Source organism: Pseudoalteromonas luteoviolacea CPMOR-1, assembly GCF_001625685.1.
GTDB classification, from domain to species: Bacteria; Pseudomonadota; Gammaproteobacteria; order Enterobacterales; family Alteromonadaceae; genus Pseudoalteromonas; species Pseudoalteromonas luteoviolacea_K.
This window is the reverse complement of record NZ_AUYC01000028.1, coordinates 134,835-159,598: the sequence shown is the minus strand read 5'-3', so window position 1 is coordinate 159,598 and position 24,764 is coordinate 134,835. Positions and strand designations below refer to the sequence as shown.

The 24,764-nt window shown below is 36.3% G+C and carries 28 protein-coding genes and 2 pseudogenes; 11 read left to right on the top strand and 19 right to left on the bottom strand.

Going from position 1 to position 24,764, the window contains the following annotated elements; genetic code table 11:
- Window positions 1-744: 744 nt before the first annotated feature.
- From N473_RS26895 to N473_RS25845, 11 genes and pseudogenes are all read left to right on the top strand, one after another.
- Window positions 745-876, top strand: coding sequence for a hypothetical protein (locus N473_RS26895; RefSeq protein ID WP_269202341.1), 132 nt, complete (start codon window positions 745-747; stop codon window positions 874-876).
- 11 nt (window positions 877-887) lie between these two features.
- The gene (locus N473_RS26890; RefSeq protein ID WP_269202340.1) at window positions 888-1,019 is read left to right on the top strand and encodes a hypothetical protein; all 132 of its coding nucleotides are present in this window, start codon (window positions 888-890) and stop codon (window positions 1,017-1,019) included.
- 7 nt (window positions 1,020-1,026) lie between these two features.
- A complete protein-coding gene (locus N473_RS26885; protein WP_269202339.1) occupies window positions 1,027-1,161 on the top strand; it encodes a hypothetical protein in 135 nt (44 codons plus the stop codon).
- A gap of 7 nt (window positions 1,162-1,168) precedes the next feature.
- Window positions 1,169-1,303, top strand: coding sequence for a hypothetical protein (locus tag N473_RS26880; RefSeq protein ID WP_269202338.1), 135 nt, complete (start codon window positions 1,169-1,171; stop codon window positions 1,301-1,303).
- A gap of 6 nt (window positions 1,304-1,309) precedes the next feature.
- The gene (locus tag N473_RS26875) at window positions 1,310-1,432 is read left to right on the top strand and encodes a hypothetical protein (RefSeq protein WP_269202337.1); all 123 of its coding nucleotides are present in this window, start codon (window positions 1,310-1,312) and stop codon (window positions 1,430-1,432) included.
- 7 nt (window positions 1,433-1,439) lie between these two features.
- On the top strand, window positions 1,440-1,577 hold the full coding sequence (locus N473_RS26205) for a hypothetical protein (RefSeq protein ID WP_155735591.1): 138 nt from the start codon (window positions 1,440-1,442) through the stop codon (window positions 1,575-1,577).
- Window positions 1,578-2,492: 915 nt separating this feature from the next.
- Complete coding sequence (locus tag N473_RS11845; protein ID WP_046354849.1) at window positions 2,493-2,714, top strand: hypothetical protein; 222 nt, start codon at window positions 2,493-2,495, stop codon at window positions 2,712-2,714.
- Between the two features lie 124 nt (window positions 2,715-2,838).
- A complete protein-coding gene (locus N473_RS11840; protein WP_046354850.1) occupies window positions 2,839-3,087 on the top strand; it encodes a hypothetical protein in 249 nt (82 codons plus the stop codon).
- 24 nt (window positions 3,088-3,111) lie between these two features.
- Window positions 3,112-3,558, top strand: a pseudogene (locus N473_RS11835) (IS110 family transposase); the annotation flags it as partial.
- Window positions 3,530-3,961, top strand: a complete 432-nt coding sequence (locus N473_RS11830) for an IS110 family transposase (RefSeq protein WP_063368090.1) — start codon at window positions 3,530-3,532, stop codon at window positions 3,959-3,961. The pseudogene N473_RS11835 and the gene N473_RS11830, both read left to right, overlap by 29 nt.
- An 18-nt stretch (window positions 3,962-3,979) precedes the next feature.
- Window positions 3,980-4,165 (top strand): annotated as a pseudogene (locus N473_RS25845) (IS3 family transposase); the annotation flags it as partial.
- A 182-nt stretch (window positions 4,166-4,347) separates the two neighbouring features.
- Here the strand turns inward: N473_RS25845 and N473_RS11825 are convergent.
- The 19 genes from N473_RS11825 to N473_RS11735 form a co-directional block, all read right to left on the bottom strand.
- Window positions 4,348-5,109 (bottom strand): enoyl-CoA hydratase-related protein, encoded by a 762-nt coding sequence (locus tag N473_RS11825; protein WP_063368089.1) that lies wholly within the window; start codon window positions 5,107-5,109, stop codon window positions 4,348-4,350.
- 14 nt (window positions 5,110-5,123) lie between these two features.
- On the bottom strand, window positions 5,124-5,597 hold the full coding sequence (locus tag N473_RS11820; RefSeq protein WP_081221118.1) for a MaoC family dehydratase: 474 nt from the start codon (window positions 5,595-5,597) through the stop codon (window positions 5,124-5,126).
- A 26-nt stretch (window positions 5,598-5,623) separates the two neighbouring features.
- Window positions 5,624-6,430: a class I SAM-dependent methyltransferase gene (locus N473_RS11815; RefSeq protein WP_063368087.1), complete on the bottom strand. Its 807-nt coding sequence runs from the start codon at window positions 6,428-6,430 to the stop codon at window positions 5,624-5,626.
- A 95-nt stretch (window positions 6,431-6,525) separates the two neighbouring features.
- Entirely contained in the window at window positions 6,526-7,527 is a 1,002-nt protein-coding gene (locus tag N473_RS11810; protein WP_063368086.1) for a class I SAM-dependent methyltransferase, read from the bottom strand.
- Window positions 7,524-8,510: a hypothetical protein gene (locus N473_RS11805; RefSeq protein WP_063368085.1), complete on the bottom strand. Its 987-nt coding sequence runs from the start codon at window positions 8,508-8,510 to the stop codon at window positions 7,524-7,526. Before N473_RS11805 ends, N473_RS11810 begins: the two co-directional genes overlap by 4 nt.
- Window positions 8,503-9,411, bottom strand: coding sequence for an arginase (locus N473_RS11800; RefSeq protein WP_063368084.1), 909 nt, complete (start codon window positions 9,409-9,411; stop codon window positions 8,503-8,505). Before N473_RS11800 ends, N473_RS11805 begins: the two co-directional genes overlap by 8 nt.
- Window positions 9,408-10,979 carry an amino acid adenylation domain-containing protein gene (locus tag N473_RS11795; RefSeq protein ID WP_063368083.1) on the bottom strand — a complete coding sequence of 524 codons (1,572 nt, stop codon included), beginning with the start codon at window positions 10,977-10,979 and terminating at the stop codon, window positions 9,408-9,410. Before N473_RS11795 ends, N473_RS11800 begins: the two co-directional genes overlap by 4 nt.
- Window positions 10,980-10,982: 3 nt before the next feature.
- Window positions 10,983-12,248, bottom strand: a complete 1,266-nt coding sequence (locus tag N473_RS11790; protein WP_063368082.1) for an ATP-grasp domain-containing protein — start codon at window positions 12,246-12,248, stop codon at window positions 10,983-10,985.
- Between the two features lie 6 nt (window positions 12,249-12,254).
- Entirely contained in the window at window positions 12,255-13,178 is a 924-nt protein-coding gene (locus tag N473_RS11785) for a fatty acid desaturase (RefSeq protein WP_063368081.1), read from the bottom strand.
- A 30-nt stretch (window positions 13,179-13,208) separates the two neighbouring features.
- Window positions 13,209-13,943 (bottom strand): hypothetical protein, encoded by a 735-nt coding sequence (locus N473_RS11780; protein ID WP_063368080.1) that lies wholly within the window; start codon window positions 13,941-13,943, stop codon window positions 13,209-13,211.
- Window positions 13,944-13,971: 28 nt separating this feature from the next.
- Window positions 13,972-15,009, bottom strand: a complete 1,038-nt coding sequence (locus N473_RS11775) for an efflux RND transporter periplasmic adaptor subunit (protein ID WP_063368079.1) — start codon at window positions 15,007-15,009, stop codon at window positions 13,972-13,974.
- A 6-nt stretch (window positions 15,010-15,015) separates the two neighbouring features.
- Window positions 15,016-18,063 (bottom strand): efflux RND transporter permease subunit, encoded by a 3,048-nt coding sequence (locus tag N473_RS11770; protein ID WP_063368078.1) that lies wholly within the window; start codon window positions 18,061-18,063, stop codon window positions 15,016-15,018.
- Window positions 18,056-18,799, bottom strand: a complete 744-nt coding sequence (gene fabG / locus N473_RS11765) for a 3-oxoacyl-ACP reductase FabG (RefSeq protein ID WP_063368077.1) — start codon at window positions 18,797-18,799, stop codon at window positions 18,056-18,058. The genes N473_RS11770 and fabG overlap by 8 nt, the downstream gene beginning before the upstream one ends.
- Window positions 18,800-18,804: 5 nt before the next feature.
- A complete protein-coding gene (locus N473_RS11760; RefSeq protein WP_063368076.1) occupies window positions 18,805-20,001 on the bottom strand; it encodes a beta-ketoacyl-[acyl-carrier-protein] synthase family protein in 1,197 nt (398 codons plus the stop codon).
- Window positions 19,994-20,887: a beta-ketoacyl synthase N-terminal-like domain-containing protein gene (locus tag N473_RS11755; RefSeq protein WP_063368075.1), complete on the bottom strand. Its 894-nt coding sequence runs from the start codon at window positions 20,885-20,887 to the stop codon at window positions 19,994-19,996. The genes N473_RS11760 and N473_RS11755 overlap by 8 nt, the downstream gene beginning before the upstream one ends.
- A 5-nt stretch (window positions 20,888-20,892) precedes the next feature.
- A complete protein-coding gene (locus N473_RS11750; RefSeq protein WP_063368074.1) occupies window positions 20,893-21,123 on the bottom strand; it encodes a hypothetical protein in 231 nt (76 codons plus the stop codon).
- A gap of 1 nt (window position 21,124) precedes the next feature.
- Entirely contained in the window at window positions 21,125-22,486 is a 1,362-nt protein-coding gene (locus N473_RS11745) for an MATE family efflux transporter (protein WP_063368073.1), read from the bottom strand.
- Entirely contained in the window at window positions 22,479-23,729 is a 1,251-nt protein-coding gene (locus tag N473_RS11740) for an ATP-grasp domain-containing protein (RefSeq protein WP_063368072.1), read from the bottom strand. Before N473_RS11740 ends, N473_RS11745 begins: the two co-directional genes overlap by 8 nt.
- A complete protein-coding gene (locus N473_RS11735; protein ID WP_063368071.1) occupies window positions 23,726-24,754 on the bottom strand; it encodes a BtrH N-terminal domain-containing protein in 1,029 nt (342 codons plus the stop codon). Before N473_RS11735 ends, N473_RS11740 begins: the two co-directional genes overlap by 4 nt.
- Between the last annotated feature and the right edge of the window lie 10 nt (window positions 24,755-24,764).

The window sequence follows — 24,764 nt, the reverse complement described above, 5'->3', positions numbered from 1 at the left end:
CATGGGATATTAACATGGGATGTTAAAGTGGGTTATTAAAGTGGGTTGTTAATGTGGTAAATAAAAATTCGGCGTTAGTGGTTGATGTTATTTTTTATTTTGTTTTGTTTTTTATTTTATTTTTTTTGTGTTTTTGTGTTGACAATGTTTTTTTGTTTGGTAGATTGGGTTTCAAGGTTTTATTTGTTATTTGAATTATTATTATTAAGTGTTGTTTATTTAGTTTGAGGTTTTGCTTCCTCTTGGCGGAGAGAGAATACTTCAAGGTTTAAATTGTTATATTCTTCGGTGGTGAAGTTTAAATAAAATTGTAATAAGGGTGCGAGAAGGTAATCTTCAAATTTATCTTCGTATACAGCTTAACGGGCTTTTATAGTGTGACTTACTCTTGGCGGAGAGAGTGCATTATTACTGTATTTTAAAGTAAGTTCATACTCTTTTTTGTGGTTGGGTAGCTTGCCCTCAGTCACCATATATAAAAGGTTTAGGGATTTTATTTTTACATTAAATGTCAGATAGGTTTTTATGTTTATCTGTTTTGTTCGGTTGTATTTTTTGGTGTGTCTGGGTGTTGTACTAGGCTGGGCATTAATATTTGGTTTGTTTTTATGGTATGTATATGAAAGTTATTTCAATAAAAGATGTTGAAAAAATCAGTGGTGGAAGTGTGTTCGGAGTAATAACTTTGGGTCCAGCTTCAAGTTTATATTTAAATTTAAATAAGTAGTTAACTAGGAGAAAGAAATGAGAGAGTTGACAGTAGTAGAAGTGCAAGATGTAAACGGTGGTAGTGAATCAGTAGATTCAGCTTTCATAAGATTGGGTGAGGCCATTGGGGAATGGCTTGTCGATGTATTTTTAGGTCTTTTCAACTAGAGGGTGAAAAAATGAAAGAATTAAGTTTATACGAAGTACAAGAAGTTAATGGTGCAGGATTCTTTGACCTAATTATTGATGGTATTGTTAATGCTGTTGCCAATATTGTAGTTGATAAATTAATTGGTTATTTCTTTGACTAGGAGATTAATGATGAAAGAATTGAGTTTATACGAAGTGCAAGAGGTTAATGGTGCAGGGTTCTTTGACCTAATCATTGATGGTATTGTTAATGCTGTTGCTAATATTGTAGTTGATAAATTAATTGGTTATTTATTTAACTAGGAGATTAATGATGAAAGAGTTAAGTTTATACGAAGTGCAAGAGGTTAATGGTGCAGGGTTCTTTGACCTAATCATTGATGGTATTGTTAATGCTGTTGCTAATATTGTAGTTGATAAATTAATTGGTTATTTATTTGATTAGGGGTTGATGATGAAAGAATTAAGTTTATACGAAGTGCAAGAAGTTAATGGTGCAGGATTTGCTGAGTATTTTTTAGCTAGTATTGTTGTTAGGCTTTTAGAAGAAGCTTATGATCGAATTTTTAACTAGGAGATTAATGATGAAAGAATTAAGTTCATATGAAGTACAAGAAGTGGCCGGTGGTGATGTCATTGACAGGTTTTTAGATGGTGTTTCTAATGGCCTTCCCTGGGATCAAGCTCTCATCGAAGCACTTTTCCCTAATCCTTTTTAACTCTATTATATCGGTGGCGGCTGAATATTAGAGAATAGTAAGATGAATAAGGAGCGTTTGCTCCTTTTTTTCGTCTGATATTTAGATAACTATACTAATGCGTGAAGTGTATTTTTAGCTGGTAAAATAGGGGTAAGGTGATTATCTACTTCTTCTCTTAGTCGTCTAGCTTAACTTTCTTTGTATCTACCTTAACCTGTATCCACTTCAACCTGTATCCACTTCAACCTATATCTACTTCAACCTGTATCTACTTCAATCTTTACCTACCTCACCCTGTATCTACTTCAATCTTTACCTACCTCACCCTGTATCTACTTCAACCTTTACCTACTTCAACCTGTATCTACTTCAATCTGCATCTACTTCAATCTGCATCTACTCCAGCCTTTAATTTATACATTGCAGGTTTAGCGTAGCTCCCTCTAACGATATAAATGGAAACCTTCTTATATGTCATTATACTTTGTGATGGTTTATTAAATGGTTAATAACCATTTTTATGTTGTTTTTGACTGGCTTAAAGTCTGTCTTTTTTTATTTTATATCTTCTCTGTTTTTTTCATATCAAAGCCATAAAAGAGTGTTATCCATGCCTAATTTTTATATGTAGGTTGTTGTTTTATATGCTTATTGTTGTTTTTTGTTTGAGTTTGATTTTTAGCAGGTTAAACATCATGATGGGCTCATGTTAATTGCTTGTTTTATACAGGTTGTTAACTGAATAAATATATTTAATTTGTTTAAATTGTTTTTCTCATTGTGGTTTAAATTGGGTTGATTGTTGCCAATTAATAATTGGTAAGAGTGGCGGAGTTATATAACTAATTAAACGTTATGTATATCCGTGTTTTGTGAAGAGCCGATAGAACATGGATGTTCTATTTTTAAATTTTATAACAATAAGAGTTTGCTATGAAGCTAATGCTTAAGAAAAAAAGCATCAAAACACTCTCTAGTTCGACGGTGAGAGTGATGAATGATGTGAAGACCGTGGCCGTTGCTGGAGGGGGACAAACGAGTGAAAACATAGCGCCGATTTTTACATCTCCGCATAAGCATTGCCAGATAGACAGTCTAGAGTGCATCAAGCCAAGTGTGATGGCACAGCACTGTATCGTACCAACCTTAAAGTAAGCGCTGGCGGCTCCATTTTTTGGTGTGGCGTGGTATGTGAATGAGTAAGTGGACACGCTGAGAAGTGCTCACTTAAATACACAAAGTAATGAAAGTTAAGTTCAATAAACAAAGCGAGAATAATATGAAATTAAATCTAAAGAAAAAAAATGTAAAGATGTTATCTAAAAATGCCAACGCCATTGGGCATGCGCAGACAGCAGCGATTGCGGGAGGGGCCTTTGCTTTGCCTGGTAAGGGTCACGCGAATACGGTGCCGGAAATATATTGCGTTGCGCCAAGTAGTGATGTGTGTAACCAGTATTTTTCACTGCCATGTCACCATGAAAGTGATGTCACACATTGCCGACCTTCAGCCTTAGCCTGTATCTAGTCTAGTAGTTAGGGATTAGAAGGGACAGGCACCTATGGTGCCGGCTTATGTAAGTTCTTGCAAGGTAAACACATTACAGTTTTTGAAGTTAACCGTCCTAATCGAGCAGTTAGAAGGCTAAGAGGAAAATCCGATCCTACTGATGCTGAAAATGCAGCTCGCTCTGTCTTGGCTAATGAATCTACTGCTATCCCCAAATCTCATGATGGAAAAGTTGAAGCTATGAGGTTTTTAGTTGTAGCAAGGAAAAGCTCAGTAAAGTCTAAAACACAAGTAATCAACCAGATTAGAGCTTTACTTGTTACTGCGCCAGAACATATTCGTCAAAAATGCTATGTCCCTTCGAGTTACCAATGCATTCTTGCCTGTAAAGCACTAGAAATGAATTCAGACAGCATACTTGAAGAAACACTAATATCAATTGCTAGCAAAGCGATGGGAAATGCTGTCACACGAGCTAAAAACAATTGATAAACGACTTAAAGCATTAACCAGCTCAGCAGCTTCTACATTACTAGAGCAATATGGTGTAGGAAGTTATGTTGCAGCGACTTTGCTTGTTGCTGCTGGTGACAACCATGAGCGGCTAAAAAAAGAATCATCCTTTGCAGCCTTATGTGGTATTAGCCCCTTGGATGTATCATCAGGTAAAAAGCAACGGCACAGGTTAAACAGAGGTGGTGCAAGAGATGCTAATAATGCACTTTGGACTGTAGCTTTAATTCGAATGCGTAATGATTCTAGAACAAGGAAGTATGTAGAAAAACGTTCATCAGAAGGCAAATCAAATAAAGAAATCCAGCGTTGTTTAAAACGCTACATTGTAAGAGAGTTGTATCCCATTATCGTTTCTGATTTATCAAAACTAAGTTGACCTTGACATAGGAGCGTCAATGCGGTCGTTGAACGCTTCTTCGGTAGCTTAAAATACGATTGGTTGTTGAAAGTACCTCAGCCAACTCATGAACATATGAGAGATGATGTGACAGCGTATATACGCTATTACAACTTGGCACGACTTCGTACGGCGAATGGAGATCTGTCGCCAATTAAATATGAGCAAAGCTCCTTAAGATAAGTGTCCTGATTTAGTTGCGCAGAACAATTGCTTATGCGATTGATGGGCAGCTGATATGACTTACCACTGCATAGTAAGTAGTGGGTGATATGTTGAATAGATATTTTATTTTGGCGAGAGTGCATATTAAGCGCAGAGACTGTAGTAAAATCATGTGATACAGCCTCGCTTTTTACATACTGCTATGCCTTTAGACGCAATTGTGCTTCGTCAGATACTCTTACTTTCGCAAGTAACTGAGCGGTGTAGTCTAGTACTGATGAAGGAGGTATTGTTTTAAGATCTAAAACTAAACGTTTTGATATCCTTTTTGCATTAGGCGCACACTCTGCTAGTTGAGAGAGTGTTAAGTCACATTGTCGATCGATGTCTTCGAGAGACTCACAAATCATGTCGACAATCCCATATTGAAAAGCTTGTTCACAGCTAAATATCTCGGCTGTTTGAAATAGTTTCTTGGTTTTCTTGCTACCAATACAGCCAATCACATAGGGGGCAATAGTTGCAGGGACTAGGCCTGACTTTACCTCTCTAAAACAGAAATTTACGCGCTTGCTAGCTAACACTATATCCATACAGCATAGAATGCCAATTGCCCCGCCAAATGCAGCTCCTTGTACTTTTGCAATGGTGGTTTGCGGCATATTTTGAATGAGCTGTAGTAAATCAGCGAGTTCGCGACTTGATTTATAATTGTCTGCATCATCTAATGTGGATGCTTCTTTCATCCAGTTTAGTGAGGCACCAATAGAAAAACAGCGTCCAACTGTTGAGAAAACAATTGTTTCGCACTGCTCTGAATCATAAAGTGCCTTTAATACACGGGTTAACTCTGCGATGAGTAAGCTATCAAATGCATTATGTTCCTTCTCATTATTAATTACAATACGAACAACTGAGCCATGCTCAGTCATACTAACATGTGTTAATGCTGGTGGAGTCATTCGTAATCCTTCGTTTAATAGTATGTACGTTCAATCAATTCAACCTCACAGGCTTTGATTGGAGCATTTTCGTTTGTTTCGATAGATGCCTTTAGTGTTATATTTTCGAATTTTTTATACTTTTGGCATGCCACCACCGTTAAACCTGCTCTAATCTTGGCTCCAACTTTAATTGGGTGTAAATATCTTAGATTATTAGCGCCTAGGTTTACTCGTGTTTTTGCATTATCGAAAAGGGGGTGTGTTTCACGCATTATTTGTGTTAAATGTGGAATAAGAGATAATGTAAAAAAACCATGCACTATGGTTCCACCAAAGCTCGTATCTGAAGCTGCTCTAATAGGATCTGTATGGATCCATTGTTTATCCTGAGTAATATCAGCAAATTGATCCACCATCGATTGTGAGATTATTAACCAGTCACTATACCCTATAAAAATAGGCAAATCATATGCAGCTGGTGTTCGTTGTACTGTTTGTGAGTTCAAAATAAGTTACACTGCCAATTTCTTTGTTAATTCGCACTGCGGCCAATAATCTCTACATAATTGATTGCAGCGAGTACTTCTGGTCGGCGCGACTCCTCTTTTAATTTCTGAGCAATCTTGTCTCTTTCTTCGATTGTGATCCACTTTAAGTCTGTTGCTTGGGTAGTGAAATTTGCTTTATTCCACAATGAAAGCATTGACTTATAAAACATCATTTTTCCCATTGGCTTTGTGGGTTGAGAGTAGGAAGCTGCGCACTCTTCGAGTTGATATCCCGCTTCACCGATTAATTTCGGTAAATAACGTCCTATATTTGGATTGCCTTGGTTATGCTTTATTGATTTGGCGAAGATGTCCATCAGGCTTTTTATTGCTGACTGTGAGCTGTGATAAAAGTTCTGACCGAGATCAACTTCTCTGAAGGCGATAATACCGCCGGGTTTGAGCACACGTTTTATCTCTGTTAGCGCATCATGGACATTGCTAAATTGCATCAAAATTGTATGGCCATATACGGCATCAAAATAGTTATCCTCGTAGGGGAGATCAAAAATGCTTGCTGTTTTGAAGTGACAATTCTTTATCCCTTTTTGAGCTGCATCATTCGCTGCTATTTCGATTTGGCCTTGTTCTATATCGATGCCGTGTACTTCTGAGCGCGCAAAGCGCTCGGCAAAGTCAATGGTAATTGAACCTGGACCACAACCTACATCTAAGATCCGATCTCCATTTTGGACATAGTCTAAAAATAAAGATGCGTTATCTTGTGCTGAACGAGATTGCATGATCCCTACTGCCGCTGAGTTATAACCAAAAGGGTATACTTTTTCCATCTATCATTCCTTTATATAGAATATATACAGAGAACTAATCTCTGTATATATTATTGAATTTTGTTGTTTGTTGTTTGTTGTTTGTTGTTTGTTGTTTATTTTTTTATGTATATTAGGTTGTCTCTTAACCTTGAGTTTTCAGGTAGTTTATTGATAAAACCTTCTGTTAAGCCTACTACAGTATAACCGCTGGGTTTAAATAACAGATCGACAACTCGATATTTATCTTCTATTGATAGTGCGTTATATCTTTCTTTTAGTAAATCAGTGTTAATAAGGTTTGATACATTTGTTATTTTACAGTTTAGAGGAGTTTTATCTGATAAACGAGTGTCATATAAAAATGCATCTTCCTCTGACGTTACACCAGAAATGACATAAGCTTTAAAGCCACTATCTTTCATTAGGTTGCCGATTGAGTCACAATCATACAATTTCTCATTGATATTTAAGTATGCATCAACGATTAAGCTATTTAATTCTTTTTCAGTAATATTAGAAAGGTTCCAACCGAATTCAAACTGGTCAAATTTTAAATCTTTTACAAGTTGAATACCCGACTCATAATCATTGTTATTACCTTGCATTAGCAGTCGTACAGCTTGCTTTCGACGCATTCTTTCTGCCCCACCAAGCTCTCCGTAAAGCCACAATAAAAGTGCGCCGTCTTCTTTTAGAGTTTTAGTTAGATTCGCAAGCCCCGTTGCAGGGCACTCGAGATGATGTAATACACCGATACACATGATCAAGTCAAATTCACCAAGACCTTGTAGATCTTCCATTAGATTAACTTGTTTATGTAAAACATTTTTTAGTTCATTTTCTGTAGCTAACGACCTTGCAATTGATAATGACGTTTCACAATAGTCTACCGCAGTGAAATGGCTATCAGGGAATGCTTTTGCTGCCTGCGTTAGACGGTGGCCCGTACCTGTGCCTGCATCCAAAATATGCTTGTCGGTTAAGTTGATATTGTTTTCTATTGAAAATATCTTCAATAAATATGCTAATTCTTCTAGCTTTTCTCGACCCGCTTCAGGAGATGGGTATGGGTATTTATTATACATTTCCATTACTTGTTCTGTAATACTGCTCATTTAACATTCCTTAATTTCATACTTGTTACATAAAAATCATAAATTTGAGATTCTAACTTAAATAAAATTTCAAGCTTTAAAATAATTTCATTTTTAAAATGTAATATTCTCTCTTCATTTTTTGAGAAAATAGCCTTGTAGTAAAGTGATTTTAATTCTGATACCTCTTTAACTATTGAAGATGCTTTTTCTTTAATTTCAACCTCTTTTCTCTTATTAGATTCTGTGGTTATATAGTCTAAGTAGCAAAATAAATATCTAGATAACCTTTGGAAAAAATCTAAATTAGCTTTAATTTCTTTTGTCGATGATAGGTGTTCTTGAATTTTCTTTGATATTGACCATTCGTTACTTTTTGTTTTTTCTTGGGTGTGTTTTAATATTTTTCTTCTTATGTTTGTTTCTTTTTCTTTTACGTTTTCCAAGGTTTTTATTATGTTGTTGAAGTAAATGTAATATGGTTTTTTAGTGTTAAAAATATCTAAATTAAAGCTGTTAACTTGCTTTAGTTCTGTATTTTTACTTGTTTTAGCGATGTCGAATACTTTTATTTTTTGTAACTTATGGCAATAACTAGCTATAAAGTAATGATAATGTGATTCTTCAGCATCATTTTTTAGATCTTGACGATGTTTAACGAAAGATTCAGGAATAGATATACCAAAAACTTGCGACTCGTATTGTTGTTTAAATGCATTGGCTAAAAGTGATTCGAATCGATCTACTGACATGTGGCCATCGCAATATTGTTGACTCCACTCACTCTCTATACCGAAGCAATTAGAAAAATAATGGTCAATAAAATCTACTCTAGAGTTACTCGTTATCGTCTCATTTTCTCTATACATCAAGTGTAGAGCTGAAAATATAATGTCTGCATCATCATAATAAGATAGACAAAAAGCGTACAAATTTGACAAGTAACAATTAGAGGGCAGTCTTGTATCGACTTTCTTGATAAGTTCAATGTTGTACTTATTCACTGAACAAAGTTCCTTTTAATATACGCATTACTCTATCTAGCGTTTCATTATTTGAATCAAGAGAAGGGTTAAACTCAACACATTCAAATATCTTGATTTTAGGGTTTGCAACCAAGGACTTTAATATGGACATGGCTAGTTGTTCGTTTATTCCACCTGAGACAGGTGTTCCTGTACCTGGTACCAGAGACTGATCTAGCGAATCAATGTCAAAGCTGATGTATATATGATCGCAATCGTAAAGTGCTGATGATATTCGCGTGACTATTTCATCAACTTTCAATTGTTGTAGCTGCTCGGGTGTTAAATAATTAATGTGATTATTTTCGAGTATTTGCCACTCTTGAGGTTCCAGATCTCTAATTCCCAAATAGAACATATCATTAAAGCTCACAGCCTCATTGCAGATAGACTTGGTTTTGTTCCACAGCTTTGAAGTCGTGCTACAGACATCCCGTACTTTTAGATCTAAATGATCTTCACCGACGACAGCTGCCAGTGGCATGCCATGTATGTTACCTGAAGGACTTGTATATGGTGAGTGTATATCTGCATGCGCATCAATCCAAACCACGCCTAGGCGTTTATCTGGATGAGATGCTTTTAATCCTGCGATGCTTCCTGCGGCGGTACTGTGATCACCAGATAAGACAACAAGCAAGCTACTTTTCTGATTGTCGAAATAGACTTGTACTGCGCGAGATATATTCTCAATGGTTAAATTTATAGCCTCTAAGCACGTAGGTAAATCTGAATTATGTAATTTACTATCGGTATGGATTTTTTCTAATACAGTGAAATACTCTTCCATATGATTATAAATTAGAGGCGGGCCTTGTTCTGCACCTAACATTCCAGCCCCAATACCACATTCAACCATGAGCAAATCTTTTTTTTTCATACATGCACCTCGCCCTTACAGAGTGCTTTTCTATCAATTTTTCCATTAGATGTTATTGGCCATTCTTTTACGATTTTAAACGTCCCCGGAATGGCATAACTAGGTAAGAATTGCTCTAAATAACCAATTAACTCTTGAGAAATTAGCTTGTTTTTTTCAATTGGTTGTATAAAGGCTGTTAAATTTTTTGAAGTACCATCTTGGTTAATCACAACAGTTGTTGACACCAATTTTGAAGCAATAATTACTGATTCTATTTCTTCCATTTCAAAGCGATAACCATTTACTTTTGACTGATTATCGATACGGCCGCAAAAAACTAATTCGCCAATATTATTGAAGTAACCTAAATCGCCTGTTTTATAGATAATAGAGGGTAGAGAACTCCCCGTTGTTTTATCTGTATGGATAAAATGCTTAGCGGTTAGTTGAGTGTTGTTATAGTAGCCTAAACTTAGCGCATCTTTGCCAATGTAAATTTCACCGACTTCCCCTTGTCCAACAGGAAGTCGAGTCTGTGGATCAAGTATCAGGACAACTGAGTTGCGCATTTGGACACCACAAGGTAAGTTATTGCCAGAGACACTTATTTCTTCTTTATATTGATAAAGTGTGCAGCCTACGACGCATTCGGTTGGGCCGTAGTGATTCCAAATAGTGGCGCTAGGGAATACTTTATTTATTTGTTCTGCAAGTGAAGTTGCAAAATTTTCACCTCCTATGACAAATGTATGGTTGTTATCATTAGTTTTTTTCCCAGATGCTAACAAAATTGACTTCATTCCGGTTGGAGTGATTCTGATTAATAGATTTCCACTTTGCTTGGAGTTCAGGAATCTTCCTGCGCGGATAGTGATGGAAGTCATGTCCATTATGACAATTTTGTGGCCTAAACACAGTGGTATTAAGATACTTGTGATACCCATATCAAACGATGGTGAGGCAACCAGTAGTGTGCCTTCCAATTGGGTATGGTAGTACTGATTTATCGCCGTTTGAAGGTAGCTCATTATACCTTCGTGACTAATTAAAACGCCCTTAGGGGTACCTGTTGAGCCCGATGTGTAGACCATATATGCCAAATCATCGAGTGCCAATTTAGGATAAGCTCTAGCTGATAATGATAAGTCAGTAACACTTCGCAGGGAGTCTGCACTGAATTTCTGTCCAGAAAAGTTTAAGTCGCATTCTCCTTCGGTAATTAGTACTCGAGTATTACTGTCGGACAAAATTTGTTCATTTCGAGATTTTGTATTGTTTTGATCTAACAATATAAAATGACATCCAAGCTGCATCACTGCTAGTAAGCTGGAGATCATTTTAAAGCTAGGTTTCAGATTAATAGTGACACATTCTTTTGGCTTCAAGTTAAGTTCGTTTAACTCATACGCAATGCTTTCAACCGCTTGACGCAGTTCTTCATAGGTATACTCTATATTTTTATCAACAATGGCGACGTCATTGGAAAACCGTGCCATATTGAATGAAAATAAGTCTGCTAAGGAACCAAACTGCATGATATTTATATCATGTTTATATGTATGAGCAGGGGAAGTTAATGTCTGCATCGCTTAAGCTCTTTCTAGCTGAATGTTGACGTTGTCTTCTATTGTTTTTAAGTCAGCTAATACTTCAGAATATGAGTGGCCTTTTAATATAAATATGGATGCGTGATCTTTCATCATTGCGAAGCCAGAATTGATTGTGCTGCCAATATTTCTAGTCTCTCCAAAAACGACAGAGTTTGGTATCTTATCTAAGCCAGAGAGCCCTCGTACCTTTGATCGTTCACGGGTCCCTGTTTTGGTATAAACTCTACCAACAGTAAACTGTGAGCCAGGCCACGTAGACCGATCAACCTCTTTTATATTAGAGGGTTGGTGCATATCCGCTAGTATTGATTCAATGAACAAATCGTGACCACAGGTTTCTCGATACATATCATTTATATGTGCCCCTCCAGCTCGACATCCAATTTCAAGAAATATAAGAGAGCCATCATCGAGTAAAAAGGCTTCTAAATGAAAAACACCATTCTGTAAATTGATTGCTTCTAGTACGTCTTTTGCTAATTGTTCTGAAGCAAGGATTTGGTCCTCATCTGACAGCGAAATTGATGGAAGTGCTGTATTTTCATGTTCGTAGGCATAACATGTTTCTAAGTATAAACAAGGACAGAAGAACCTTAGTTCGCCATTTCTGATCACACCATCTATGTGTAGCACAGGTGCAGAGATAAAAGACTCGATAAGATGTTTCTCGTTTATTTTATTGTTTGCTGCATATTCTAAAAGTGCAGCTTTATTATCAAATATCTCAACCCCTTTGCTGCCCATGCTAGAGATAGGCTTCATGACTATCTGGCCATCATAGTTAGCAAACTCGGACTCAATTACATTTGTATCTGATAAAGTATCAACCACAATGCCCGGTACGACACGTACATTTGTGTTTGCAAGCGCCTTTTTCATCTTAAATTTGTCACGGCAAATAAGGGCTGTGTGTTTAGAAATACCTTGTATTCCATACTTACTTCGTAAAAAACCAGCTGCATACGTTGCGTGTTCATATGGCGCAATAATGGCAGAGAATTGTCCATACTCTTCAACTAATTCACAGAATAGTTTATCTATATCGGATAAGCAGTCAGTATAATAGTCAAACTTTGGAGTCAGTGTTCCTCTAAATATTTTTATATCTTTTAAGCACTTTAAAGTGACCTTAGACAAGCTCATATAGGTGAATCTATCAATCACGACATGAACATCAAATTTTTTAAAATCAATATTGTCAATAACCTTGTAAGGGCTACCTATTATTAAAACGTTTTCTTTCATGGAAACCTACTTAGTTAAAAACTTTATATGAAATTTAATGTAACCATTTGATTTGTTTTTTATGTGTGGCTTTATTTCTTTGTTTATAGTTCTTAGTTTATACCAAGGTATATCTGGATAAAGGTGGTGCTCAACATGGTAATTCATATTCCAAAGGAAAAATGAAATAATTTTATTGGTATAAATGGTTCTTGTTTTTTCTATCACTGTACCTTCATTTGGCAATCCAAAATGTTCAGTTGCTAACCAAAATGAACAAAAAACATGAAAGAAAACAAGGCTTAAAACTACGAATGCCATTTGGCTGAAAAACGCAAATGAAAATGTTAAAAAAACCATCCAAATTGATAAAATTATACGGCTTTCACGTATATAATCTTTGTCATTTGATTCTATTATCCATCCCATGCTTTTTTTTCTATTTTCATAAGATTTAAACGAGAATATAATTAATTGTTTAAACTTGCTGATAAGTAGACTTTTACCTACTAGCAGCTTAAGCCAAAACTTAAACTTGGTGGCTCCTGTTTCAGTGAACTGACCATCTCCCCAAATCTCTGGATCTTTATTAATTACATGCGTATACCGATGGTGTTGAAAATGCAGGAACTTGTATATTGAAGGAGACATACCAAACAGGATACCGGAAATCCAAGCAGCATATTGGTTAAGTGCTTTTGATTTAAAAGCAGTTTTGTGAATACACTCATGAAAGGGGGCTAGGAATCCAGCCCAAACTCCACCAAGGGCAATTGAACACACGATAAGTAGTGCGGTGTTGTCTCTGTAAAAGATTAAAAATGTAAACAGACTAATAAACAGGGTCAGGTGAATAGAAAACCTGATAGAAGATTCTGTGTCACTTCTTTTTCTATAAACCTTTAGCTGATCAGACGGTATGATTTTTTTGACATCTTGCTGAGTTTGCATAACTACTCCACTGCTCTAAAAAGTGCTGAACTATTCAGCACTTTCCACCAATTTCAAAATATCTAACATGTACTGTTCAGTATCTTGGCATGCAGCGTCAAAGCCCTGTTTGAAAAGTTCAAACTCTTCATCAGATTTTACAATTGCTTCTGCCATTTCAATGGTTTGTCTCGCATGTTCCTCTTCACCATCTTCATCTAAATGCACTTCGAAAAACAGGTTGTTATTAATTGTTTCTTTGTCGAAGTGCCTTTTTATAAAGTCGTAGACAATGGCCATTTGGTAATCAGCTTCAACTTCAACAGCTAAAGCATAACCACTGGCTTTAATTGGGCATTCGGTATAACCAAGCACACTTCTTTCAATGAATTTCTCAGACGCTGCTTGGCGCTCCTTAATCGATACGCCGATCTCTTCAAGCATTTCTAAATAGAGCTCAGAGTGGCATTTAGGATCAAACTCTTCTTTACGAATATGTGTTATATATTCACGATAAAATGGATTTTTAATTTCTCTTTGTGCCGCTGGAAGTACATCTTCGATAAAACCTTTATTTGAGCCATAAAAATATTCAGATAGAAATACTTCACATTGCTCATTTGAAAGTTTATCTTCCGCTAGCGTTCTATACATCTCATTAAATAAAACGCTTTGGTCTTCTATATAATGTCGATGTATATGGTCTAGCCTGTCTTCCTTTGCAAATCTAGGTCTATCTCTTAAACGTTCGGATACATAGTTACTTAGTGTTTCATTTTTTATCATTGTTAATTCCTTTAAATTTATAATGTCATTAATTCCAGAGCTTTAAACTTGAGCCTGGAGATATTTTTTCAGAACCATTGACAACTACTTTGTCATTAACAGCTATTTTACCTTTTACCTCTACATTATCACCATAGTAATTTCCTAAAGAAACTGAGACTCTTTGAGCTTTAGAGTCCTGATCGACTAGATATATAAAGCTTCCTTCTTGCCTATGAATTATTGAATCGCGTGGAACTAAAAATTTATAATCTGGGTTTATTTCTTCTATATATGCTTTTACAAAAGAGCCAATTAAAAATCCTGATTTTGACATGTCAACAACCAATTCAAATGTCTGTGTCTTTTTGTCAACAAAGTTAATTAATGATTTTATATCTGCTTTATATTCTTTTTTATCAGATTTCATTAATATTTTTTTCATTTCTTTAAGTTGGTCATACTTTTGTATTGGGATTTTTACTTTCGATATTAGCCTCTCTTTTCCTACTATTTTAGCAATTGCTGTCCCTTCTAAAGCTAGCTCTCCTTCATTTATATAACGGTCAACAAATATTCCATCAAAAAGAGCTGTAATAGTTGATTTCTCAATCTTGTTTTTAACTGTTTGTCTTTTTGCTTCATATTTATCAATTTTTATTTTAGATAGATTATAGTGATTCCTTTGTTCCAAGTAATCATTTTTAGAGATACTCTTAGAATAAAAAAGATCTTTTTTAAACTGATAAAGTTCTTTTTTGTGCTCGTAATCAACTTTTAATATATTTAGCTCTGCTTCAATCTCTCTTAATTTAGACTCTAGCTCAATAGTGTTGATCTTTGCGATAACATCACCCTTTTTAAACTTATCACCATAATCTAATATAAATTCAATTTTCCCGGTATTTTCAGATGATATCTTAACATCTTGATTTGTTTTAACCTCTGTGATGTAACTGCTGTAATATGCATTGTTGTTGCTTAAAACATGGCGAATTTCTACTGGGTATTCTTTAGCTTTAACTTCATTATTTAATGAGTTTAATGTGGATAATGCAGCTAAAAAAATTAAAGTTTTTTTCTTCATGTTAAATTATCCTTTTTCTGATTTTATGGAGCAAAAGACCATGATAATTGAAAAGATCATACTGAAAATCATGCCGCTAATAATAACAACAGCTAGGCCTTTGTATAAACTGCTTCCTTCACCGCTTATAATCACTAAAGGTAACATGCCAAATACGCTCGTTAAAGTACTCATCATTATGGGTTTGGCTCTTTGCTCAAGTGCCATAATTAAGGCTTCAGTTTGTGAAGTACAAAAAGCAGATACTTCTCTAAATCTACTAATTAGCATGATTGAGTTATTTACAACTAGTCCGACTAAAATGACAAAGCCGATTATGGTGATAAGGTCTAATGATTGGTAGTAAAATTTATTTGCAATATATAATCCTAATACACCACCAAAAATTGAAACAGGTAGTGTTAACATAACAATAAAGCTGTCTTTTATAGATTTTAACGCAGCGCACATGAAAGTAAATAATATTAACACTGCAATAATCATGTTCTTTAATATAGTGTCAATTGCTTTCTGTAAACTGTCGGCACTTCCTTTATAGAAAAAGCCGCCTCTGCCATTTAATAATTCAAGAGAGTATGGCTTAACTTCTCTATCGATTATATCTATTACCTCTTCTACAGATTGACCAGGTTTAGGGAATATATTAATCGTTATAGTTCTTTCTTTATTAACTCTTACAATGTTTTTATAACCCACTTTTTGTTTTATTTTTAATACATCATTTAGTTTATAGGTTTCTCCATTTTCACTGATAAAAGGTATTTCACCAATTTCGGATGGATTGTAAACTTCTGTAGTCCTTAGATACATTTTCATGATGTCTCCGTCGGCATAGTACTCTTTGATATAAAGACCTGTACCAGACGTCTTCAGCGCATTAACTACCTCATATTCTGATAACCCTCGACGATGAATACTTTCTAGGTTTGGGGTGACAATTATCTCAGGTTGAATTGATGGGACTGTTGGTGAAGAGTAAATACTCGCGCCCGGTAGTTGTTCTCTGGCTTTGATCAGGACTTTAGACGTTACATCAGAGATGATGTCGTAATTATCACCATATATGTTGAGCTGTATCATGCCGTTTTCACTGAACGCACTGAGCAGGTCGGTTTGTCGCGGGTATGCATTAGTGTCAGGAATATCAGCTAGAATCTCTGTTTTTAATAATTTTGTAAGCGCTGCAATGTCTTCATTATTTACTGCTCGCGCACCTATTTCAGCTCCCCATGTCCCTGCCAAGATATAGTAGTTCTTGATATAAGGTGTTTTTTCATGGTTCATGTAAGGCTCAAGACGATCGGTGATCACATCCAAAATATGTTTTCTAGTGTTTTCTAAGGTGTTATTAGGTGGCAAGCTAATATAACCTGTGACCGAGTCACGCTTTAGGCTGGGTAGGTAATCCAGATGTGGTTTTAAATATACCGTACCAACAATAGAGCTCACGATTATGGTGCTTAATATTGTGATTGAGCGTGTTTTTGTCCCTGTTAGAGTATTCACTTGATTGGCAAGCTTGGTCCAAAGTGATTTATATGGATCTTTTCCTTTCTCTTCTGCAAGCCAGTTATTTACGATTATTGGTAGAATCGTAATCGATATAAAAAATGAGACGACAACAGAGACCGTGACGGTAAATGCTAAGTCTCCAAATATTTGTCCTTCAATCCCTTCCATATATATGACTGGTAGGAATATGGCTACAGTTGTTATTGTTGAGGCAACGAGTGCAACCCAAACACCGTTAACACCGCGATTTACGGACTCCGCAAAGTTTCCTCCTTTGTGAACCCTGATAATATTTTCGACCACAATAATTCCGGCATCTAAAAGCAGTCCAACTGAAAGGGCGAGACCCGCCAAACTGATTATATTGATTGTTCGGCCGCTGAGGTAGATAACTAGAATTGTCGTTATGATACAAATAGGAACAATGGCTGCAATTGCGATGGTTGATTTGAACGAACGCAAAAAGAACCAGAGCACTAGCACAGCTAGACCGATCCCTGTCAACAAACTAGAGGTTAGTTGTGCAATGGATCGTTCAATAAATATGGTCGAGTCGAAAGACTGAACTAATTTGACATTTTCCCTCACTCCGAGCCCCTGGTTTATTTGCTCTATTTTTTTATTGACCAGGTTGAGTACTTTGAGTGAATTAGCATTATCGTCTTTATATATTTGAAAATAGATTGCAGGATTGCCATTTTGAATTGCAAACCCTTGTACTTCTATATGCTGAACGTAAACGGAAGCAAAATCCCCTAATTTAATTGGCCTGTCATCGATCCATTTAACAATTATATTTTCCAGTTCGTTAAGCTTCTTTCTGCCTTTATATTTAAGGCTGAAGTTACGTTTCCCTACTTGTATAGTGCCTGATGAAGCGTCTTCAGCACTTTTTATCGCAAGTGACATATCAGCAACGGTGATCCCAAGTTTAGTGGCTCGTACTGGGTCGAAAACGATATCTAATTGTTTGTCAATATCACCGGCTTTGAGTTTAACGCTAGCGACCCCTGGGATAGTTTCAATCTCTTTACTAACGTAATTTTCTAATAGCTCCACATATTTTTGAATAGACTCTGTATTGCCTGGTAATTTTTGCAAATAAAAGTTTGTTAATGCTCTTTTTCCTCCGAAAAAACCGCCCATGTATATTTGCGGTGGTACGACATCTCTAGGTAATGAAGGCACTCGGTTTAATCTAGCGACTAAATCAACTAAGGTTTCGTTCATATCGGTACCTAAGTTGAAACTTAAATCAATAAAGCCGTAACCCTGATTAGCACTGGAACGCATTTCTTTTAAGCCAAATAACCCTTTAATCACATTTTCTTGCTGAACAAGTATTTCAGCTTCTATTTCTTCTGGGCTAGCTGCACCCCAGTTAGTGACTACTGTGATTTTTGGCTCTTCTAAATCGGGTACCAACCTTACCGGTATTTCAAACAGGCTGTATGCCCCGAAAAGCATCAGCGACACAATGACAAACAGTATGTACTCAGGCCTTTGTAAAGAAAAACTTGTAATATTCGCTCTCTTAGACACTGAGACCTCCATCTAGTACAACTGATTGACCTGTCATATATGAATTCTCGTCAGATAATAGAAAAGCAGCCATGTTTGCAACCTCCGCAACGGTGCCAGGCCTTGACATTAAAATTTTCTTGAGGACTTGCCTACCTTGGGGGCTGCTGTCAAAGCCATCAGTCATATCGGTTTCGATAAACCCGGGAGCGATAGAGTTGACGGTAATGTTATAACTACTAAGCTCTTTCGCCATTGACCGTGTCATTGCGATAATTCCCCCCTTACTGGCGGAGTAATTTACTTGCCCAACTGTACCAACAAAACCGCATGTCGAGGCTATATTTAAGATTCGACCAAACCGACTGCGGCACATCGCACTTGCAGCTCGCTGAGACACTAAAAAACAGGCTTTCAAGTTGGTATCGATAACCTTATCCCAAGCTTCTTCTTCCATGTTGGTCAGTAAGCGGTTTTCTACAACACCAGCATTGTTGACCAACAAGTTAACTTGCCCAAGTACGCTTTCAACCTCTTCAAATAAGCGTGAAACAGCTTGGCGGTCAGAAACATCCGCTTTAAATACTTCTGCAACTCCCCCAAGTGCCGTGATCTCATTTTTCACTTGCAGCGCATCTAATTGGCTACTGTTATAGTTGATGGCTACTTTTATATTTTGGGAAGCTAGTTTTTTAGCAATTGCAGCGCCAATGCCTTTTGACGCGCCAGTTATAAGTGCGACTTTGTTGTTATTCATAGTTGTTATTTTTGTTCTTTATTTTCTAAAATCACGACGCCATTGTTGCCACCAAACCCATAAGAGTTACACATTACATACTCGACGCTTTCAGTAGTTAACGTTGTTTTTAACAAGTTGATATTGAGGTTTGGGTCCATGACTGTATTCGCTGCTGTCGGTGGGAGTATCCCGGCTTCGAATGCCAGACATGCGGCTAACGTGTTCGCTGCACCTGCAGCTGCCATCATATGACCTGTCACCCCTTTTATTGCGATAATGTTGGGCTGATTGTCGCCAAATACTTCATTGAAAACGGCATTTTCTGCTTTATCATTGGCGACAGTGCCAGTCGCATGCGCGAAGACTGCGTCGATTTCATTACTACTTAGCTGTGCATCGAATAATGCATTTTCAATCGCATTTTTAATCCCTTCTGGACTAGGGTTTGTAAGATGAGAGGCATCGTTTGATGTACCTACACCAGCTACATAAGCATAAATTTTTGCACCACGCGCTTGCGCGTGTTCGAGTGATTCAAGGATAAATATCAATGCACCTTCAGAGACAACAATGCCATCTCTATTTTTATCAAAGGGCTTGCAAGAGTTTTTACTGATCGCATTAAGAGAATTAAAGCCTGCTTGTATTTTGTTCGAGAAAGGATCTGAAGAGCCACAAATGATAATGTCTGCATCACCATGTCGAATATCTAAAACAGCGAGCTCGATCGCGTTGTTCGAAGAAGAACAAGTATTATGAATTGCGACACAGCTACTACTTAACCCGAGCTTGTCTCTTATCGCAGCAACTATGGAGTGGCTTGCAAAGCCAGCTGAGTTTACGGGGGCGTCATTGGTGTCAGAGAGAGTATAGTTTTGATAGATTTCATATTCTCCCTCGCTATTACCAATAAAAATAGGAATATCACGCTGCGAACCAATAAAGTCGGTTAAACCGGCGTCTTTGATTGCTTCCAACGCAGCATAAGAGGCCATTAAAGCACCAGGTCCCAGCGTCTTATCATTAACAACGTTTTGAGCAAATTTTAGGTCGCTGTCGGTTATTCTTGAAGACATTTTATCTTGGCCATGACCTTTAAAAGCGTTCTTTTCAGGTGCGATATTGGCTGTTCCTGAAGTTAAACAGTCAAAAAATTCTTCTTTACTTTTACCTATTGGGCTGATGACACCAACACCGGTGATTACAACTTTTTTAGTCATTGATTTCTTTCCCCAATTGGATGTAACCAATTTTCCCATTTTCTAGTGGTGTAATGAGTACACCAAAGTCATGCTCACTTGATGTAAGTTTTGATATTAAACCTTCTAAAAAAAACAGTTCTTTATTAACTTTTTCGGCACAGTGTGAAGCTGCATGACCTTCGAAATACTCTGAAACAGAGCCTGTTACCTCTTCATCTTGATAAAACCACAGTGTGTTCTGGGCTTTAGACTCTTTAATACTTTTTACTAATGCGTTTAAATTTGAGAACCCTTTCACTGTGTTTAAATAAAAGCTGTAAGGAGCGTTTTTACATGATGTACTGAGTTCAACTGCTGACATGAATGCTTTCAATGGCAGCTGACTCTCAGCGAGAGAGTTCTCGTTTGTAAATGATGTTCTGTCATCACCAACTAAAGTGATAACACTATCAAGCTTCTGGCTTTGAACAAGTTTGAAAGCCTGTTTGATACTTTCAAAGCCTGTACTTAATCCTGCACTTAAAGTGAGATTTGTGCCTTTGGAATTTGTTGCGATTGAACTTAAAACGGAAGCCGAGCCAAAAGTGGCGTTGGGAAACAGTTGTGCGGATAGCTTGGTATCGCTGTCGCCTGCTTCATCGATCATACGCGCATGATTTTCAAAATTTCCGTATTGTGTGCCTAATATCAAACCTGCCCGATTTGGGTCGGAGTGTCTAGCTTTTGCAACGCTTAAAGCGCAATATAGAGTACACTTAGAAAATGCATCTTTGAAAAGATGGCCTTTTTTTCCAATCACCTCATGAAGGTCATTCGGAAAACAATCAGATAGAGAGCTATCAAGCTCTCTATTGATATTGCTTATACCAATAAAGGTAGGTTTATGAATATATGTCTTATACATAGGTGCTAAACCAATTCAGAGATCAGTTCGACAATAAATTGTTTACTTTTAAAAGCGTTGTCTGAAATGTGCTCAACGTCTAAGTAAATATCAAATTCTTCTTCAACTTTCACAACAAACTTAATGACATCTAGCGAGTCATTTAATAAACCTTCAAGAGAATCTTCTTTTAGATCATAATCTTTTTTGGTATCTGTTATGATTGAATTTAAACGGTTTAAAATATCATTGCTCATGTTAACCTCTTCTAATTTTTATAATGTAAATATATAAAATGATGGCTGCTAAAGCTTCAAATGCAGCTCCTAAATACCAGGCTGTTGACAATAAATTGCCTGTATCACTGAATAACTTTAAGAATAAATATAATGTTGTAATGTTAAATATGGTTGATATATATAATCTTACTTTGAATACAAATTTGTTTTTTTTGTAAGATTCAAGGTGTTTTGCGAATATGGTTGAGTAGCAAAATGCAATTATATAAGAAGCCATAGGAAGTAAAGACTCATTGAATATACTAACGAGAGATTGGTTGATATTTGACGGTGTGAATAGGTCAAATAAAAACTTATCGCAGTTAGATATTATTAAATAAGTAATAAATAAGTATAGCGTTCCAACTAAAATTGAAGCGTTTAAAAACACGGATGTATTCTTATCTTTGCCGATTTCATTTGCGACGACGGCGTTAATTGCAATACCAAGAGCCACGATGGGGATCACGAAAATATAATTGATAGCTACTAATATATTATTAGAGATTAAAACTGCTGTGCTAACAGAGCCTACTAGCCATACAAAGCATGCGTTGCCTATTACTCTAGAAACACCAGATGCAGATAAAGGGATTGCATGACTGAAAAAGCTTCTAATCTGTGAAGAAGATACTGATTTAATTTCTTGATAAGATACCAATCGATTCTGCAACAGCAGTATGACATATAAGCATGTACTTACAGCGAGAGCAATTGCTGTACCAATCGCTGCTCCTTTGATACCAAGCTCGGGCAGGAACCACAACCCATAAACTAACGAAACGGTCAGTGCGGCGTTTAAGGCGTGTTCTACAAGACTAACATAGAGCACGAACTTACTTTTTAAAAGGGCAACTAATATGGAAGAAAAACATGAGTTGATAGCAGCAAAAAAGCCAAATAAGGGAAAGAATAATAAATAGGCTTTTTCTTCTTGTACTGTTGCAATGTCACGAGAGCTAAAGTCAGGGATAAAATAAGCAAGTGAACCAACTGCGATCACTATTAATGATATAATGAGAGAAGAAGCAATAGAGGTTGATATCTCGCTCTCAATTGTTTTTTGCTCTCCTTGTCCATTCGCGATAGCGACTTTTGTACGAGTATAGGCAATACCTGTGGTAAACAAGGTTAGCAAAACCATGGAAGTATATGTAGCAGGACCAGAAGCCGCGAGTACCGTTTCAGAGTAATTTGAAAGACTAATCCTATCAATGGTAAACAATAATAAGCTGGATAGAAATGTAAGCAATATAGGGAAGTAGTTCTTGATAATTAGGCAACAAGCATTTACCAATGTGGTTTCATTGGGTACAGCTTTATCTAAGGTGTTCTCACTCATAAATCACCTTAAAATTCTGATCTATTAACTCAATGACATTCATTGCACTTTCTAAATTTTCGATACTGAAATAAAAAATTGCGACAGACTCAAAGTTGTATTCTGAAGGAGCTATGTAGTCTCCTGGACTTTTGAATAAGCGATATTTAGAAAATCCACGTGTTTGTGTGATGGTATCAAGGCCATCAAATGCAGTTATCGTGCCCCCATTCCCTGTTACAAACTCATACTCAAGAGAGCCACTTAGGTAGTCCACATTGAGTCTTAGGTTAGGTTCTTGGACTCGCTGGCGTAAGAAAAATTGGTATAAGTCAAAAGACGATGCGGCATTTATCATACACTCAATAGTTTCGCCCATTCCTGATAATCTAGGAGCTGCTTCAACAACGTATAACTCACCAGTTTGATATTCTTGTCTGATCTCTATATGAAATGGGGAATTTGGGAGCGCCAGTGAATCAATAAGATTATTTGCTATATCATTGAATTCTTTATTTATTTCTTTATTGTGGAAAACAAGCGCATTTTCCTGGAATCTCGGCCCGTGTAAATCAGGGTATTTTTCACTTAACATGAGTGGATGCCACTTTCCATTGATTGAAAAGCCATCTAAATTAAATTCTTTACCGTGGATATAGCTTTCGATAAGGATGTAATTCTTGTCCGTTTCTGGCCTCGAAAAAGATTGAGTCAAAAGCGCAACACGTTTTGTTTTAGGGTAAGCTTTTCTAAACTCATCTCTATTGTTCACTCTTACAACGCCAACACTAAAAACAGCATTACAAGGTTTGATAACGAATGGGTAAGGAATTTGAGACTCGATTCGCTCACATTCTTTTTCAAAATCTAAGCTCAGATCCATACATTCAAAATGCGCAGTCTTTATGCCATTTTTTTGGAAGTGATGCTTCATAAAATATTTATGAGTTAGCACCTTAATACTGTTTAAGTCTCGTGATGGCAAACTGAGGTGGTTAGATATTAACTCAGCTAAATATTGGGTGAAGTCTCGATGTGATAGAACGATGTCGAAGCCAAATTTGTTATGCAACTCTGAGCATAGAGAAGACACTTCTTTATAGTTATTTAGATCGCACTTTATTTCTTGATTAACTTCAATACTGTCAATCGTCGACTCTGTTTTTTTGCCACTGTTTAATATAATGAAATCTATTTCATTTTTTCTAAGGTAATTAATGAAGCTGTCATGGCTTAAAGGGTGGCTAATTATAAGTACTATCAACTTTTTACTCCCAGTATTTTGGATAATGCTGACCAAAAATCTATTTCTGCTTTTTCGGCGAGAGCGAATCGTTCACTTATGCGATCAATATCTTCCTCAGATAAGGTAATTGAGCATTTAATACATAAGTTACTAATAGCTTTCCATTGAAAGAAAACTGAGTCGAATTCGTTTTTAATCTGTTCATAGTCGTCACCCATTATTCTTGTTAAGGAGCGACTTAAGAGCTTTCTATTTGGTACGACATATAGAGTGTTTATATTGTCCACAATTCTTCTAAGGAAATTTGCCTTTTCATCATCCTCCAAATCGCGCATGTACTCAGTGATTCTATTTGAGTATTTTTTAATGCTTGAATCTTTTTTGTAATTATCTGTTATTGATAAACATGATTCTTTAATTGATTCTAAAAGGAGGTTTTTGTTTATGTTTGATGCTCCTTCAGCATCTACAATAACTAAGCATTTATTTTGATAATATGCATAGCCTTCGATCGTATCTGTAATAGCTTGTTCTAAACGTTTAGGCTCCATTGTCGTTTTGCATGCCGAAGGTGTTGCACTGATCACAAGAGAGTCAATAATGTTATAGTTGTTATTACTATCTTGGCCTTCAATGAAAATTGCATGCAAATAACCTTTACTGGAGTAATATAAGTCACTATAAGATAAGTGTTTTGAATTTGTCCATTGGACAATGCCCTTATAATTTGACATTAAATGATTTAGTGTTGATTTTATTTCTTCTGTGTTTAAGTCAATGTACTTATATTTTATATTTAATTTTTTAAAGAATTTCTGTGTTATATCCTCCATTTCAAAACCAAATTCAGGCACACCATACTCATTATCATAAGATGAGAAGTAGAAACCATTCCCTAAAACCCAGAGATCATCTTCCAGTAAATCATAGTCATGAACTTCAATGGCTTTTTTTACACTACCGGTATAGCAGTTAATAGATACATCTGAAATTTCTATCAGTGGAAAATTATAGTTTTCAGAAAAACACTTTGATCTAGGCATACTTGTCTCG